This is a genomic window from Ramlibacter sp., assembly GCA_019635435.1.
Lineage (GTDB): Bacteria > Pseudomonadota > Gammaproteobacteria > Burkholderiales > Burkholderiaceae_C > JAHBZM01.
Genome location: JAHBZM010000001.1, coordinates 2,865,595 through 2,882,006, shown reverse-complemented (window position 1 = coordinate 2,882,006; position 16,412 = coordinate 2,865,595). Strand labels below are relative to the sequence as shown.

The 16,412-nt window shown below is 66.1% G+C and carries 16 protein-coding genes; 15 read left to right on the top strand and 1 reads right to left on the bottom strand.

Features of this window, described 5'->3' with window-relative positions; translation table 11 throughout:
- The 14 genes from bamA (at position 1) to KF796_13825 (ending at position 15,210) form a co-directional block, all read left to right on the top strand.
- Positions 1-2,298 carry an outer membrane protein assembly factor BamA gene (bamA, locus tag KF796_13890; GenBank protein ID MBX3587725.1) on the top strand — a complete coding sequence of 766 codons (2,298 nt, stop codon included), beginning with the start codon at positions 1-3 and terminating at the stop codon, positions 2,296-2,298.
- Entirely contained in the window at positions 2,298-2,813 is a 516-nt protein-coding gene (locus tag KF796_13885) for an OmpH family outer membrane protein (GenBank protein ID MBX3587724.1), read from the top strand. Before bamA ends, KF796_13885 begins: the two co-directional genes overlap by 1 nt.
- A gap of 21 nt (positions 2,814-2,834) precedes the next feature.
- Positions 2,835-3,809, top strand: coding sequence for a UDP-3-O-(3-hydroxymyristoyl)glucosamine N-acyltransferase (lpxD, locus tag KF796_13880; protein ID MBX3587723.1), 975 nt, complete (start codon positions 2,835-2,837; stop codon positions 3,807-3,809).
- Positions 3,806-4,246: a 3-hydroxyacyl-ACP dehydratase FabZ gene (gene fabZ / locus KF796_13875; protein MBX3587722.1), complete on the top strand. Its 441-nt coding sequence runs from the start codon at positions 3,806-3,808 to the stop codon at positions 4,244-4,246. The genes lpxD and fabZ overlap by 4 nt, the downstream gene beginning before the upstream one ends.
- Before the next feature lie 22 nt (positions 4,247-4,268).
- Positions 4,269-5,063, top strand: a complete 795-nt coding sequence (gene lpxA, locus KF796_13870) for an acyl-ACP--UDP-N-acetylglucosamine O-acyltransferase (protein MBX3587721.1) — start codon at positions 4,269-4,271, stop codon at positions 5,061-5,063.
- A 19-nt stretch (positions 5,064-5,082) separates the two neighbouring features.
- On the top strand, positions 5,083-6,201 hold the full coding sequence (lpxB, locus tag KF796_13865; GenBank protein ID MBX3587720.1) for a lipid-A-disaccharide synthase: 1,119 nt from the start codon (positions 5,083-5,085) through the stop codon (positions 6,199-6,201).
- The gene (rnhB, locus tag KF796_13860; protein MBX3587719.1) at positions 6,173-6,790 is read left to right on the top strand and encodes a ribonuclease HII; all 618 of its coding nucleotides are present in this window, start codon (positions 6,173-6,175) and stop codon (positions 6,788-6,790) included. Before lpxB ends, rnhB begins: the two co-directional genes overlap by 29 nt.
- A complete protein-coding gene (locus KF796_13855; GenBank protein ID MBX3587718.1) occupies positions 6,787-7,566 on the top strand; it encodes an RNA methyltransferase in 780 nt (259 codons plus the stop codon). Before rnhB ends, KF796_13855 begins: the two co-directional genes overlap by 4 nt.
- 188 nt (positions 7,567-7,754) lie before the next feature.
- The gene (carA, locus tag KF796_13850; GenBank protein ID MBX3587717.1) at positions 7,755-8,918 is read left to right on the top strand and encodes a glutamine-hydrolyzing carbamoyl-phosphate synthase small subunit; all 1,164 of its coding nucleotides are present in this window, start codon (positions 7,755-7,757) and stop codon (positions 8,916-8,918) included.
- An 84-nt stretch (positions 8,919-9,002) separates the two neighbouring features.
- Positions 9,003-12,251, top strand: coding sequence for a carbamoyl-phosphate synthase large subunit (gene carB / locus KF796_13845; GenBank protein MBX3587716.1), 3,249 nt, complete (start codon positions 9,003-9,005; stop codon positions 12,249-12,251).
- A gap of 78 nt (positions 12,252-12,329) precedes the next feature.
- Positions 12,330-13,307 carry a helix-turn-helix domain-containing protein gene (locus KF796_13840; GenBank protein MBX3587715.1) on the top strand — a complete coding sequence of 326 codons (978 nt, stop codon included), beginning with the start codon at positions 12,330-12,332 and terminating at the stop codon, positions 13,305-13,307.
- A gap of 145 nt (positions 13,308-13,452) precedes the next feature.
- Complete coding sequence (locus KF796_13835; protein MBX3587714.1) at positions 13,453-14,181, top strand: alpha/beta hydrolase; 729 nt, start codon at positions 13,453-13,455, stop codon at positions 14,179-14,181.
- A 118-nt stretch (positions 14,182-14,299) separates the two neighbouring features.
- Complete coding sequence (greA, locus tag KF796_13830) at positions 14,300-14,776, top strand: transcription elongation factor GreA (protein MBX3587713.1); 477 nt, start codon at positions 14,300-14,302, stop codon at positions 14,774-14,776.
- Between the two features lie 14 nt (positions 14,777-14,790).
- Positions 14,791-15,210 (top strand): DUF4149 domain-containing protein, encoded by a 420-nt coding sequence (locus tag KF796_13825; GenBank protein MBX3587712.1) that lies wholly within the window; start codon positions 14,791-14,793, stop codon positions 15,208-15,210.
- Here the strand turns inward: KF796_13825 and KF796_13820 are convergent, their stop codons facing one another.
- Positions 15,211-15,684 (bottom strand): YhbY family RNA-binding protein, encoded by a 474-nt coding sequence (locus tag KF796_13820; protein ID MBX3587711.1) that lies wholly within the window; start codon positions 15,682-15,684, stop codon positions 15,211-15,213. It abuts the gene before it with no gap.
- 30 nt (positions 15,685-15,714) lie between these two features.
- Here KF796_13820 and KF796_13815 point away from each other — a divergent pair, with 30 nt between their 5' ends.
- Positions 15,715-16,377, top strand: a complete 663-nt coding sequence (locus KF796_13815) for an RlmE family RNA methyltransferase (protein ID MBX3587710.1) — start codon at positions 15,715-15,717, stop codon at positions 16,375-16,377.
- Positions 16,378-16,412: the final 35 nt, after the last annotated feature.

The window sequence follows — 16,412 nt, the reverse complement described above, 5'->3', positions numbered from 1 at the left end:
ATGAAAAAACAACTCAACGGCTTTCGCCTGCGTACCGTTTCGGCCCTGGTGATCCTGGCGTTCGCGGCCCATTCGGCCTGGGCCGTGGACCCCTTCACGGTACGCGACATCCGCGTCGAAGGCCTGCAGCGCGTGGAGCCGGGCACGATCTTCGCATCGCTGCCGTTCCGCGTGGGCGACCAGTACAGCGACGACAAGGGCTCGGCGGCGATCCGTGCGCTGTTTGCGCTGGGCCTGTTCAAGGACGTGCGGCTGGATGTGAGCGGCGACGTGCTCGTGGTGATCGTCGAGGAGCGGCCCACGGTGGCGGACGTAGACTTCGTGGGCTCCAAGGAGTTTGACAAGGACGCGCTCAAGAAAGCGCTGCGCGACGTGGGCCTGACCGAGGGCCGACCCTATGACCAGGCGCTGGCCGACCGGGCCGAGCAGGAGCTCAAGCGCCAGTACATCAACCGCAGCCTCTATGGCGCCGAAGTGGTGACCACGGTGACTCCGATCGAGCGCAACCGGGTCAACCTGACCTTCACCGTGACCGAGGGCGAGCCCGCGCGCATCAAGGACATCCACGTGGTGGGCAACACGGCGTTCAGCGAGTCCACGCTCAAGGGGCTGTTCGACCTGGACACCGGCGGCTGGCTGAGCTGGTACACCAAGTCGGACCGCTATGCGCGGGCCAAGCTCAATGCCGATCTCGAAACACTGAAGTCCTACTACCTCACGCGCGGCTACCTGGAATTCCGGATCGACTCGACCCAGGTGGCGATCTCGCCCAACAAGCAGGACATCTCGATCACCATCAACGTGACCGAGGGCGCCCGCTATGTGGTGTCGGGGGTCAAGCTTGAAGGCAATTACCTGGACAAGGACGACGAGTTCAAGTCGCTGGTGACCATCAAGCCCGGCCAGCCCTACAACGCTGACCAGGTGGCTGAAACGACCAGGGCGTTCACCGATTACTTTGGCAACTTCGGCTTTGCCTTCGCACGGGTCGAGGCGCACCCTGAAATTGACCGGGTCAACAACCGCGTGGCCTTTGTGCTGCAGGCCGAGCCTTCAAGGCGTGCCTATGTGCGACGCATCAACATCAGCGGCAACAACCGCACCCGCGATGAGGTGGTGCGGCGCGAGTTCCGCCAGTTCGAGTCATCCTGGTACGACGCTGAGCGCATCAAGCTGTCGCGCGACCGCGTGGACCGGCTGGGCTACTTCAAGGACGTCAATGTCGAAACCTCGGACGTGCCGGGTGCACCCGACCAGATCGACCTGAACATCAACGTGGTCGAGAAGCCCACGGGCAGTCTGCAGCTGGGGGCCGGCTTCTCCAGCGCCGAGCGGCTGGCGCTGTCATTCAGCATCAAGCAGGAGAATGCCTTCGGTTCGGGGCAGTACCTGGGCGTTGAAGTCAACACCAGCAAATACAACCGGGCCATCGTCTTCAACACGGTGGACCCGTATTTCACCCCGGACGGCATTTCGCGCGCGATCGATGTGTACCACCGCAGCTCCAAGCCCTACGAGGACCAGGGGGGCAACTATGAACTGGTGACCACCGGTGCCAGCCTGCGGTTTGGCGTGCCGTTCAGCGAGGTGGACACGATCTACTTTGGCACCGGGCTCGAGCGCACCACCATCAAGCCCGGCACCAACATCCCGGCGGCGTACCTGGCGTACGCCAACCGCTTCGGCTACACGAGCAATGTGATCCCGCTGACGCTGGGCTGGTCGCGCGACGACCGTGACAGCGCCCTGGTGCCCACCAACGGGCGTTACCAGCGCCTGTCGTCCGAATGGGGCGTGGGGGGCGATGCGCGTTACCTTCGGGCCAACTACCAGTACCAGCAATACATTCCGCTGAACAAGCAGTTCACCGTGGCGTTCAACGGCGAGGCTGGCTGGGGCAAGGGCCTGGGCGGGCGGGCCTTCCCGGTGTTCAAGAACTTCTATTCGGGGGGGCTCGGCTCGGTCCGCGGCTTTGAGCAGGGGACGCTGGGCCCGCGCGACGTCACGGGCGCCAGCATCGGCGGACCCAAGAAGATTTCGCTCAACGCCGAAATCATTGCGCCGTTCCCGGGGGCCGGCAATGACCGCACGCTGCGGCTGTTCGGTTTTGTGGACGCCGGCAACGTGTTTGGCGAGAACGAAAAAATGAGTTTCGGGCAGTTCCGCTCCTCCGTGGGCATGGGGCTGAGCTGGATTTCGCCGATTGGCCCCCTGCGGCTGGCCTTTGCGCGCCCCGTCAAGAAGTTCGCAGGCGATAGAATCCAGAAATTGCAATTCCAGATCGGAACGTCGTTCTAATGAAGTATTTTTCCCGTCAATGCTGGCTGGCCGTGGTCTTCGGTCTGTTCGCCTTCGCCAGCCAGGCCCAGGCTCAGGATTTCCGCGTGGGCTTCGTCAACACGGACCGCATCTTCCGGGAGGCCAACACGGCCAAGGCGGCCCAGACCAAGCTGGAGCAGGAATTCTCGCGGCGCGAAAAGGAGCTGGACAGCCTGGGCAACGCCCTCAAGGACGCTTCTGACAAGTTCGAGCGCGAAGCGCCGACCTTGCCCGAGAGCCAGCGGCTGGCGCGCCAGAAACAGCTGGTCGACCAGGACCGTGACTTCCAGCGCAAGCGCCGCGAATTCCAGGAAGACCTGAACGCCCGCAAGAACGAGGAGCTTCAGCAGGTGCTGGAACGCGCCAATCGCGTGGTGCGCCAGGTGGCCGAGGCTGAAAAGTATGACCTCGTGCTGCAGGAAGCGGTCTACATCAATCCCAAGCACGACATCACCGACAAGGTGATCAAGGCGCTCAACGCCGGCGCCAAGTAGGCCTGGCGGGAGCGGCACGGCGTGGCGCTGCGACTGGGCTCCATCGTCGAAGCGCTTGGAGGGGAGCTCCATGGTGACCCCACCCTCATGGTCCAGCGACTGGCGCCCCTGGAGTCGGCCGACGCCACGGCGCTGAGCTTCCTCAGTCACCCCAAGTACCAGGCCCAGTTGGGCCTTTCGGCTGCTGCGTGCGTGATCGTGGCGCCCGCCATGGCGGGCTTGGCCCGCGCTCGTGGCGCCTGCATCGTCACTGACGACCCCTACCTGTACTTTGCCCGCGTGACCCGGCTGTGGAAGCGCGAGCATGCGGCCCCGCAGGGCGGCGGCATCCACCCGAGCGCCGTGGTCGATGCCGCGGCCCTGGTTGATCCCACGGCCCGGGTGGGTCCGCTGTGCGTGGTGGAGCGGGGCGCCCGCATTGGTGCAGGGACGGTGCTCAAGTCGCGCGTCACCGTGGGCGAGGATTGCATCGTGGGTGAACGTTGCCTGATCCATGCGGGCGCCGTGATCGGCGCCGATGGCTTCGGCTTTGCGCCGCACGAAGGCGCCTGGGAAAAAATCGAGCAGCTGGGCGCCGTGCACATTGGCAATGACGTGGAGATCGGTGCCAACACCTGCATCGACCGCGGCGCCTTGCAGGACACAGTGATCGAGGACGGTGTGAAGATCGACAACCTGGTGCAGATCGGGCACAACGTGCGCGTGGGGCGGCACACGGCCATGGCGGGCTGCGTGGGCGTTGCGGGCAGCGCCACCATCGGGGCGTACTGCACCCTGGGGGGCGGCGCCATCGTGCTGGGGCATCTGGAGCTGGCCGACCATGTCCATGTTTCCGCTGCGTCGGTGGTCACGCGCTCCCTGGCCAGGCCGGGGCACTACACCGGCATGTTTCCCATCGACGACAATGCTGTCTGGGAAAAAAACGCCGCATCGCTCAAGCAGCTCAATCGTCTGCGCGAACGGGTCAAGGCCCTCGAAAAGACACCAAAACCATGATGGACATCCACCAGATACTCAAGCAGTTGCCGCACCGTTACCCCATCCTGCTGGTGGACCGCGTACTGGAACTCGACAAGGGCAAGCGCATCAAGGCCCTGAAAAACGTCACGATCAACGAGCCCTTTTTCATGGGCCACTTCCCGCACCGTCCGGTGATGCCGGGCGTGCTGATGCTCGAAGCCATGGCGCAGGCCGCGGCGCTGCTGTGCTTTGACTCGCTGGGCGTGACGCCCGACGACAAGACGGTGTATTACTTCGCAGGCATTGATGGCGCGCGCTTCAAGCGCCCGGTGGAGCCCGGCGACCAGCTCGTGATGGATGTCTCGCTCGAGCGCGCCAAGGCGGGCATCTTCAAGTTCAAGGGGACCACGCGCGTGGGTGACGAGGTCGCCTGCGAGGCCGAACTCATGTGCACCATGCGCACCATTGCCTGATTCGCGGGAGCACGGCCTGACCATGGCGCAGATTCATCCCACGGCCGTCGTCGACCCAGCGGCTCGCCTCGACAGTTCGGTCAGCATCGGACCCTATGCCGTGATTGGCCCCCATGTGGCCATCGGCGCCGGCACCACGGTGGGGGCTCATTGCGTGATCGAGGGCCACACCACGATTGGCCGCGACAACCGGATCTTCCAGTTCAGTTCGCTGGGCGCGATCCCGCAGGACAAGAAATACGCGGGCGAGCCCTGCGAGCTGGTCATTGGCGACCGCAACACCATCCGGGAGTTCTGCACCTTCAACATCGGCTCGCCCGGTGGTGGAGGTCTCACGCGCGTGGGCAACGACAACTGGATCATGGCCTACGTGCATCTGGCGCATGACTGCCTCGTGGGCGACCACACCACCTTTGCCAACAACTCGCAGCTGGCCGGCCACGTGGAAGTGGGCGACTGGGTGATCCTGGGGGGATTCACCGTGGTGCATCAGTTCGTGCGCATCGGTGCCCATGGCATGACGGCCATGTGCGCGCTGCTGTTTGCCGACCAGCCACCGTTTGTGATGAGCCAGGGCCAGCCCGCGGAGGCGCGTTCCATGAATTTCGAGGGCCTGCGCCGGCGCGGCTTCTCGGCTGAACGCATCGCGGCCGTGAAGGCCATGCACAAGGCGCTGTACCGCGACGGTCTCACGCTGGCGCAGGCGATGGCGCGCATCGCGCAGCTGCCGCAATCGGCCCCGGAGGCCGAGGGCGACGTGCAGATGATGCTGTCGTTTCTTGAAAAAGCCTCGCCGCAACGCGGCATCGTGAGGTAAGCCCGTGGTCCAGGTCGGCATGGTCGCTGGCGAAGCTTCCGGCGATCTGCTGGCGGGGCTGCTGCTCGATGGCATGCGGGCGCGCTGGCCAGAACTCGGCGCCGCCGGCATTGGCGGGCCCCAGATGGCGCGCCGCGGCTTCGATGCCTGGTGGCCGCACGACAAGCTCGCCGTACGGGGCTATGTGGAGGTGCTGCGGCACTACCGCGAGATCGTGGGCATCCGGGACCAGCTGCGCGAGCGCCTGGTGCGCGAGCGTCCGGACGCATTCATCGGCGTTGACGCGCCCGATTTCAATCTTGATCTTGAAGTGGCGCTCAAGACCCGGGGCGTGCGGACCGTGCATTTTGTATGCCCCTCGGTCTGGGCCTGGCGCGCCGATCGCCTGGACAAAATCAGGCGCGCTGCCGATCACGTGCTGTGCATCTTTCCCTTTGAGCCGGCCCTGCTGGCCCGGCATGGCATTGCCGCCACCTATGTCGGTCACCCGCTGGCCAATGTGGTTCCGCTGGTGCCCGACCGGGATGCTGCGCGCCGCGCGCTGGGACTGGCAAGCAGCGACAGCGTGGTGGCGGTGCTGCCCGGTAGCCGGCGGTCCGAGGTCCAATACCTCGCTTCCAGGTTCTTTGAGGCTGCAGCCCGTGTCCGTGCTGCACAGCCTGCTATCAAGTTTGTAGTGCCCGCCATGCCTGCGCTGCAGGCAGCGATCGAAGACGCGGCGCGCCAGGCGGGCCTGCAGCAGGGCTTGCAGATCGTGGCGGGCCAGTCGCACACGGTGCTCGCCGCCTGTGACGTGGCCCTGATCGCCAGTGGCACAGCCACGCTGGAGGCCGCGCTGTTCAAGCGGCCCATGGTCATTGGCTACAACATGAACTGGCTGTCCTGGCAGATCATGCGGCGCAAGCAATTGCAGCCCTGGGTGGGCCTGCCCAACATCCTGTGCGAGGACTTTGTGGTGCCCGAACTGCTGCAGGACGCCGCCACGCCCGCGGCGCTGGCCGCCGCCGTGCTGGACTGGCTGGCCGCACCTGCGAAAATCGCGGCACTTGAACAACGATTCACCGCGCTGCATCACGAACTGCGGCGTGACACCGCCACACTGGCCACCGATGCGATCCAACAAGTTCTTGAAAGCTGAGCAGATCACCCTGGTCTGGGACAGTCCGGGCCTGCTGGCCGGGGTTGACGAGGCCGGGCGCGGCCCGCTGGCCGGGCCCGTGGTGGCGGCTGCCGTGATCCTGGACGAACTGAACCCGATCAAGGGGCTGGCCGACTCGAAGGCACTGACCGCCCTGCGGCGCGAGAAGCTGTACGACGAGATTCGCGCACGCGCCTTGTGCTGCTCGATCGCCGAAGCCAGCGTGGCGGAAATCGACGAGCTCAACATCCTGCAGGCCACCCTGCTGGCCATGCGCCGCGCGGTCGAGGGCCTGCGCCTCAAGCCGGCGAAGGTGCTGGTGGATGGCAACCGCCTGCCGCGGCTGAGCGTGCTGGCCGAGGCCATCGTCAAGGGCGACAGCAAGGTGCCGGCCATTTCAGCGGCGTCTATCCTCGCCAAGGTGCACCGGGACCGCTGGTGCCAGGCCTTTCACCAGGAGTACCCGCAGTACGGGTTTGACGGCCACAAGGGCTATGGCACGGCGCAGCACATGGAGGCCCTGCGCCTGCATGGGGCCTGCCCGCAGCACCGCAGGTCGTTCGCACCCGTGGCACAGGTGCTGCGATGAGCGACGGGGCGGTGACCCGGATCACTTCGCGCGCCAACGCGCTGCTCAAGGACCTTCGCAAACTCACCCAGGATCCTGGCGCCTACCGCAAGCAGGGCCGTGTCTGGCTTGAAGGCGATCACCTGTGCCGCGCCGCCGTGGCCCGTGGCTGGCCACCGGCGCAGGCCGTGTTTTCGGAGTCGTTCTGGCCGCAGGCCCCCGCGGAGCTTGCACGGGCTGCTACAAAAAACATAGTGATCGCCGATGCCTTGTGGAGCGGCATCAGCGCCCTTGATTCGCCAGCGCGCATGGGCTTTGTGGTGACGCTGCCCGAGCCCCCGGAGATTCAGCCGCAGGCGCCCACGGTGGTGCTCGACCGCCTGCAGGACGCGGGCAATGTGGGCTCCATCCTGCGCAGCGCGGCGGCCTTCGGTTTCCGCCAGGTGATCTCGCTCAAGGGCTCGGCGGCCCTGTGGGCGCCCAAGGTGCTGCGCGCCGGCATGGGCGCGCATTTTGCGCTGCGGCTGGTGGAGGGCGCGGACCTGAGTGCCTTGGACGCGCTGGCGGTTCCGGTGCTGGTGACCAGTTCGCACCAGGGCGAGCTGCTGCAGCGCCAGACGCTGCCCTGGCCCTGTGCCTGGGCGCTGGGGCACGAGGGGCAGGGCGTCAGCCGCGAACTGGCCGCCCGGGCCAGCCTGTCGGTGCGCATTGGCCAGCCCGGCGGCGAGGAGTCGCTCAACGTGGCGGCGGCGGCGGCCATCTGCCTGCATGCCAGCGCGCTCTCCGGGCGCCCTTGATTCACGGGTCATGCGTTTCCTGCATGGCAGGGCAAGCCCTGCACCGGCTATAATCAAGGGCTTTCCCGCAAACCCCGTACGCCTAGCGCAATCAAGCCACCCTCCCTGACAAAACAGCACCCAAGAGCCATTCTTGCGCGCCGTTCTTGATCGCAACTGGGCGTACCCGTCACCATCCGGAGAACCCAGTGCTTTTGTCCCTCAAGGGAACCGCCCCCCACGCCATCCTGGCGCTCGCAGACGGCACGGTCTTTCTCGGCAATTCGATTGGAGCCACCGGCTCCACCACCGGCGAGGTGGTGTTCAACACCGCCATCACCGGTTACCAGGAAATCCTCACCGACCCGAGCTACTGCCAGCAGATCGTGACGCTCACGTATCCGCATATCGGCAACTACGGCGTCAACACGGAAGACATCGAAGCCGACAAGGTCCATGCCGCGGGCCTGATCATCAAGGACCTGCCGCTGCTGGCCAGCAACTTCCGCGCTTCCATGACCCTGTCGCAGTACCTGGTCAAGGAGGGCACGGTCGCCATCGCCAACATCGACACCCGCAAGCTGACCCGCTTGCTGCGCACCCATGGCGCACAGAACGGCTGCATCGTGGGCCTGGCCGCCGGCGAGGCGGTGACCCAGGCGCACATGGACCAGGCCCTGGCCGCCGCCAAGGCCGCCCCCAACATGGCGGGCCTGGATCTGGCCAAGGTGGTCAGCGTGGTCAAGCCCTATGAATGGACCCAGACCGAGTGGCAGCTGGGCAGCGGTTACGGCGAGCAGGGCGCGCCCCGGTTTCATGTGGTCGCCTACGACTTTGGCGTCAAGAAGAACATCCTGCGCATGCTGGCCGAGCGCGGCTGCAAGGTCACCGTGGTGCCCGCCCAGACGCCCGCGAAGGACGTGCTGGCGCTCAAGCCCGACGGCATCTTCCTGTCCAACGGTCCGGGCGACCCCGAGCCTTGTGACTATGCGATTGCCGCCACGCGCGAGCTGATTGAGACCGGCACGCCCACCTTCGGCATCTGCCTGGGCCACCAGATCATGGCGTTGGCCAGTGGCGCCAAAACCTTCAAGATGAAATTCGGCCACCATGGCGCCAACCACCCGGTCAAGGACCTGGACAACGGCCGTGTGAGCATCACCAGCCAGAACCACGGTTTCGCGGTGGACGAAAAGACCTTGCCAGCCAACCTGCGGCCGACCCACATCAGCCTGTTCGACAACACGCTGCAAGGCCTGGCCCGCACCGACAAGCCGGCCTTCTGCTTCCAGGGCCACCCAGAGGCATCGCCCGGACCCCACGACATCAGCTACCTCTTCGATCGCTTCATCCAACTGATGGAGGCGAAATGATCAACCCCCACGTTCACGGCTGCGCCGTTTCACTGCCCCCCGAGGGGGCCTTCGCTCCCTTGGAGCGGTCCTGCGAGAGCGAACATGCCTAAGCGCACAGACATCAAAAGCATCCTCATCATCGGCGCGGGCCCCATCATCATTGGCCAGGCCTGTGAGTTCGACTACTCGGGCGTGCAGGCCTGCAAGGCGCTGCGCGAGGAGGGCTACAAGGTCATCCTGATCAACAGCAACCCGGCCACGATCATGACCGACCCGGCCACGGCCGACGTCACCTACATCGAGCCCATCACCTGGCAGACGGTCGAAAAGATCATCGCCAAGGAGCGGCCCGATGCCATCCTGCCCACCATGGGCGGACAGACCGCGCTCAACTGCGCGCTGGACCTCTGGCGCAACGGGGTGCTCAACAAGTACAAGGTCGAGCTGATCGGCGCCACGCCCGAAGCCATCGACAAGGCCGAAGACCGCCTCAAGTTCAAGGACGCCATGACCCGCATCGGGCTGGGCTCGGCGCGCTCGGGCATCGCGCACAGCATGGACGAAGCCTGGGCCGTGCAGAAGACCGTGGGTTTCCCCACGGTGATCCGCCCCAGCTTCACGCTGGGCGGCACCGGCGGCGGCATTGCCTACAACCCCGAAGAGTTCGAGACCATCTGCAAGCGCGGCCTTGAAGCCTCGCCCACCAACGAGCTGCTGATCGAAGAGTCGCTGCTGGGCTGGAAAGAGTACGAGATGGAAGTGGTGCGCGACAAGGCGGACAACTGCATCATCGTTTGCTCGATCGAGAACCTGGACCCCATGGGCGTGCACACCGGGGACTCCATTACCGTGGCGCCGGCGCAGACGCTGACCGACAAGGAATACCAGATCATGCGCAATGCCTCTTTGGCGGTGCTGCGCGAGATTGGTGTGGACACGGGCGGCTCCAACGTGCAGTTCTCGGTCAACCCGAAGGACGGCCGCATGATCGTGATCGAGATGAATCCGCGTGTCTCGCGGTCCTCGGCACTCGCGTCCAAGGCCACGGGTTTCCCGATTGCCAAGGTCGCGGCCAAGCTGGCCGTGGGCTACACGCTCGATGAACTGCGCAACGAGATCACCGGTGGCGCCACGCCGGCGAGCTTCGAGCCCAGCATTGACTACGTGGTTACCAAGATCCCGCGCTTTGCGTTCGAGAAGTTCCCCCAGGCCGACAGCCGCCTGACCACCCAGATGAAGTCGGTGGGCGAAGTGATGGCCATGGGCCGCACCTTCCAGGAGTCTTTCCAGAAAGCCCTGCGCGGCCTGGAAGTGGGCGTGGACGGCCTGAACGAAAAAACCCAGGACCGCGAAGTGCTGGAAAAAGAGCTGGGCGAGCCCGGCCCCGAGCGCATCTGGTACGTGGGCGACGCCTTTGCCATGGGCTTGTCGGTGGACGAGGTGTTCGAGCTCACCAAGATCGACCGCTGGTTCCTGGTGCAGATCGAGGAAATCGTCAAGATCGAGCTCGAGCTGGAAGCCAAAACGCTGGATGACATCGACGAGCCCACCCTGCGCGTCCTCAAGAAAAAGGGCTTCTCCGACCGCCGCCTGGCGCGCCAGCTCAAGACCACCGAACAGGTGATCCGCGACAAGCGCCATGCGCTGGGCGTGCGCCCGGTCTACAAGCGCGTGGACACCTGCGCCGCCGAATTCGCGACCAACACCGCCTACATGTACTCGACCTATGAAGACGAGTGCGAGGCCGAGCCCACCAGCAACAAGAAGATCATGGTGCTGGGCGGCGGCCCCAACCGCATCGGTCAGGGCATCGAGTTTGACTACTGCTGCGTGCACGCGGCGCTGGCCATGCGCGAGGACGGCTACGAGACCATCATGGTCAACTGCAACCCCGAGACCGTGTCCACCGATTACGACACTTCCGACCGTTTGTACTTCGAACCTGTGACGCTCGAAGACGTGCTGGAGATCGTGGACAAGGAAAAGCCCGTGGGCGTGATCGTCCAGTACGGCGGCCAGACGCCGCTCAAGCTGGCTTTGGGCCTGGAGGCCGCCGGCGTGCCCATCATCGGCACCAGCCCCGACATGATCGATGCGGCTGAAGACCGCGAGCGCTTCCAGAAACTGCTGCACGAGCTGAAGCTGCTGCAGCCGCCCAATGCCACGGCCCGCACCGAGGCTGAAGCGCTGGAAAAAGCCGCCGCGCTGGGCTACCCGCTGGTGGTGCGCCCCAGCTATGTGCTGGGCGGCCGCGCGATGGAAATCGTGCACGAGCAGCGCGACCTGGAGCGCTACATGCGCGAAGCCGTCAAGGTCAGCCACGACTCCCCCGTGCTGCTGGACCGCTTCCTCAACGATGCCATCGAATGCGATGTGGACTGCCTGCGTGACCCCACGGGCAAGACCTTCATTGGCGGCGTGATGGAACACATCGAGCAGGCGGGCGTGCACAGCGGCGACTCGGCCTGCTCGCTGCCCCCGTACTACCTGTCCAAGGCCACGGTGGACGAACTCAAGCGCCAGTCCGCCGCCATGGCCGAAGCCCTGAACGTGGTGGGCCTGATGAACGTGCAGTTCGCCATCCAGGAAGTGGACGGAAAGGACGTGATCTACGTGCTGGAAGTGAACCCCCGCGCCAGCCGCACCGTGCCGTTCGTCAGCAAGGCCACGGGCATCCAGCTGGCCAAGGTGGCGGCGCGCTGCATGGCCGGCCAGTCGCTGGCCGCGCAGGGCATCACCAAGGAGGTGACGCCGCCGTATTTCAGCGTGAAGGAGGCCGTGTTCCCCTTCGTCAAGTTCCCGGGCGTGGACACCATCCTGGGCCCCGAGATGAAGTCCACGGGCGAGGTCATGGGCGTGGGCAAGACCTTTGGCGAGGCTTTCGTCAAGAGCCAGCTCGGCGCCGGTACCAAACTGCCGCGCCCCCTGGACGCCGAAGGCCGGTCCACCGGCAAGGTCTTCCTCACGGTCAAGAACAGTGACAAGCCGCGGGCCGTGGAGCTGGCGCGCCAGCTTGCGGCCATGGGCTTTGAACTGGTGGCAACCAAGGGCACGGCGGCGGCAATCAGCGCGGCCGGCATTGAGGTGCAGACGGTCAACAAGGTCACCGAAGGCCGGCCCCATGTGGTCGACATGATCAAGAACAACGAGATCGTGCTGGTCATCAACACGGTGGAGGAGCGGCGCAATGCCATTGCCGACTCGGGCGCGATTCGCAAGTCGGCCCTGCTGGCGCGCGTGACCACCTTCACCACCATCGCCGGTGCCGAGGCCGCGGTCGAGGGCATGCAGTACCTGGACCACCTGGACGTGATCTCGGTGCAGGAAATGCACGCACAACTGCTCGCCTGAGCCGGGAGGCGGGTGGCCGCCCTCGGGCGGGTCCGCTTGTCAGGCCACGTGTGCTCACGTTAAATGGCGGCCATGGATCTGGCCGCCATTTCTTCTTCTGCGCCCGCGCCGGCCTTGCGCCGCTGGTCCACCGACGCCGTGGCGCCAGCGCAGCGGCTGGACTACTGGGTGGGCGCGATCTGCGAGGCCTTCCTGGAAATGGACTGCAGCTCGCGCGAGGCAGGCTCATTTGACGGATCGTTGACCAGCCTGGCGCTGGACACCATCAGCTTCAACCGCGTGGTGGCCTCGACCCAGGATGTGTACCGTACGCCAGGCGCCATCGCGCGGGGCCGCCAGCATCCGTTCTACCTCATCACGCAACTGGAAACGGCCTGGCATGTGCGCCAGGGTGGGCACCTTGCCCAGCTGCGGCCCGGCGACGCGGTGCTGGTCGATGCGGCCCAGGCCTACGAGCTGCATTTCCCGCACTCGGTGGCTTGCCTGTCGGTCCAGATGCCACGCGCCTGGGTCGGCCGCTGGCTGGCCCGGCTCGATCACCGGGCGCCGCGCGTGGTGGCGCGTGACCAGGGCTGGGGCCGGGCGCTGTCGGCGCTGTGCCTGCAGCTGGGCGACGACCCGGGCCTGGCCGTTCAGTACCCCCAGGCCGTGCTGGCCGACCAGATCGGCGCCATGCTGTCCTCGGCGCTGGAGCCGGGGGCGCCTGAGCGCCAGACGGCCAGCGACGGGCTGACTGCCAGAGCCCTGAAGCTGCTGCGCGAGCAATTGGCCCAGCCCGGCCTCACCGCCGACCGCGTGGCGCAAGAGCTGGGCGTCTCGGCGCGAACGCTGCACCGCGCCTTCGCAAGCCAGGACACGACCTTCGCAGGCCACCTGAGGGCGTTGCGCGTGGCCGAGGCCGCCCAGTTGCTGGCGCAGCCGCGCCTGGCCCGGCTCACGGTGGCCGAAGTGGGGCGGCGCAGTGGTTTTGCCGACGCCTCGCACTTTGTGCGGGAGTTCCAGCGCGCCCACGGGGTCACCCCGGCGCGCTGGCGGCGCCTTCGCCTCGGCGGCTGACCGGCCGCTCCCACCCCCTCACCGGCCCGCTGGCACAAACCGGCCATCAGGGCGGCGCGAACGCGCCATTTGTCTTGCCAGGTGGCGCCTAACCTTGGTTGCCGTCCGCCGTTGCGGGGGCCGATTTCAAACCAAGGAGACATTGATGGCAGATACCTATGTTCTGGTTCACGGTGCCTGGCACACCGGTGAACTGATGGAGCCCGTGGCCAGCCACATGCGCGCCATGGGGCACACCGTGCACTGCCCCACGCTGGCCGGCAACCGGCCCGGGGATGACCGCGCCACGTCCGGCCTGAGCGAGGCCGTCCAGTCGCTGGTGGACTTTCTGGAGAAGAACGACCTGCGCGACGTGCGGCTGGTGGGGCACAGCTACGGCGGCATGGTCATCAGCCAGGCGGCCGTGCGGGTGGCGGCCCGCCTGCGCCGGCTGGTGTACTGGAATGCCTTTGTTCCGCTGGATGGCGAATGCCTCAATGACATGGTGCCGCCACACTACAAGGCGCTGTTCGATGGCGTGGCCGCGGCCGGCGGCAATGCCGTGATGCTGCCTTACCCGGTCTGGCGCGAGGCCTTCATCAACGATGCCGATGCCGCGCTGGCCCAAAGCAGCTTTGACCGCCTGAACCCCCAACCCTACCGGACCTTTACCGAGCCGGTGGCGCTCGCGGGCGAACTGGCGGCGCTGGAGCTCGGCAAGAGCTACCTCAATTTCCAGCAGGACGCCGCCATGCCCCACAGCCTGCCCTGGCATCCCCGGCTGTCGGAGCGCCTGGGCCTGTTCCGGCTCGTGGAGGGGGAGGGCAGCCACGAGGTCTGCTTCACCAACCCGGCGCTGGCCGCCCGGAAAGTGGTCGAGGCCGGCCGCGACTGAACCCCCGGGGAGCTTGCCGGGCGGGGGCTTGAAGCCCGAGCCAATCGCGGCATAATTGATGCCTACACACACCGCCGAGCGGAAACGCCCGGCGGTTTGCTTTTGGAGAGCGAGAAACATGGCCACCATCCCCATCACGAAACGCGGCGCCGAGAAACTCAAGGCCGAACTGCATGAGCTCAAGACCGTCCAGCGCCCCTGGGTGATCAACGCGATCGCCGAGGCGCGGGCCCAGGGCGACCTGAGCGAAAACGCCGAATACGAGGCTGCCAAGGACCGCCAGGGCTTCATCGAAGGCCGCATCCAGGAAGTGGAGGGCAAGCTGTCGGCAGCCCAGATCATCGACCCCGCGGCGCTGGACGCCGGTGGCAAGGTGGTGTTTGGCGCCACCGTGGAACTCGAGGAAGAAAGCACGGGCGAGGCCGTCAGGTACCAGATCGTGGGCGAGGACGAGGCCGACCTCAAACAGGGCCTGATCAACATCTCCAGCCCGATCGCCCGCGCGCTGATCGGCAAGGAAGAGGGCGACACCGCCGAGGTGCAGGCGCCCGGTGGCATCAAGCGCTACGAGATCGTGGCCGTCCACTACCTCTGAACTGGCGCCTGGCCGTGAACGTCCGTGAACGCCTGCCGGTCCTGCTGGCGGCCCTGTGGTGGGGCAGCCTGAGCACCGTGGGGTTTCTGGTGGTTCCTCTGCTGTTCGCCCACCTGCCCACGCCGGCCATGGCCGGCGGCATGGCCGCCAGGCTCTTCACCGCCCAGACCTGGGTTTCGGTGGCCTGTGGCCTGGTCCTGCTGCTGGCTTTGAAGCCAAAAGATGCGGTAGTCCACGCCAGCTGGGCACAGCGCGCTATGGTTTTCATAGTGGGCGGGCTGCTGCTGGCGCTGCTGGCGGAGTTTGCGGTTGCGCCGCGCATCGTGGCGCGCGAGAACCTCAGGCTGTGGCATGCCGTGGGCAGCGGCATGTACCTGCTGCAGTGGCTGTGCGCGGGCGTGGTGCTGTGGAAGACCAGCGCCCGGGCCAGCTGATCAGTCGGGCCGGACCTTCTTGACCGACTTTTTCTTGGGTTTGGCGCGCTTGATCTGGCCACCCGGCGTCAGGCGCTGGTTGCCCAGCACGCGCAGGGTCTTGATCTCGGGGCGCTGGCCCGGGCGCTTGCTGTATTTGACGACCTTGACGTCGCGCGGGCCGGGCATCCGGTCCTCGTCGTCGGCCCGTTCCCTGGCCGGCTTGGGCCGCCAGAGCACCAGCAGCTTGCCGATGTGCTGGATCGGCGCGGCCTGGAGCTCGTCGGCCAGCGCGAGGTACATGGCTTCGCGCTGGGCCCGGTCGTCACCGAGCACGCGGATCTTGATGAGTCCGTGGGCGTTGAGCGCCGCGTCGGTCTCCTTCTTCACCGCGGCGGTCAGGCCATCGTTGCCGATCATGACCACCGGGTTCAGGTGGTGGGCCTCGGCGCGGTGTTCCTTGCGTTGGGCGATGGTGAGTTGAATGGCAGGCATGGCCGTATTATCCCTGTCAGCGGTAACCCGATGAAAACCAATCCCAAAGGCAAGAAGGTCAACAAGGCGTGGTTGCATGACCACATCAACGACCCGTACGTCAAGCTCGCCACCCGCGAGGGCTACCGCGCACGCGCGGCCTACAAGCTCAAGGAGATCGACGACACCCTGGGGCTGATCCGGCCCGGGCACCTGGTGGTGGACCTGGGCTCGACCCCGGGCGCCTGGAGCCAATACCTGCGGCGCAAGCTGTCGCCCGAGGGGGCCGCGGCGGGCGCGCTCAACGGCACCATCATCGCGCTGGACATCCTGCCCATGGAGCCGATCGAGGGGGTGGATTTCCTGCAGGGCGACTTCCGCGAGCCGCAGGTGCTGGCCCAGCTGGAAGCCATGGTGGCCGGGCGCAAGGCCGATGTGGTGGTGTCCGACATGGCGCCCAACCTCTCGGGCATCGCGTCAGCCGACGCCGCGCGCGTCGAACACCTGGTCGAATTGGCCGTGGATTTTGCCCGCCACCACATGAAACCCGAGGGCGCCCTGGTGGCCAAGGTGTTCCACGGCAGTGGTTACAACCCGGTCGTCAAGCTGTTCAAGGAGGCGTTCCGGGTGGTCAAGCCGATCAAGCCCAAGGCCTCGCGTGACAAGTCTTCCGAGACTTTTCTGGTGGGAATGGGGCTCAAACCGCTGCCATAAGCCGCTGCGATCAGCGCCCATAAGCCTTGCTGGCT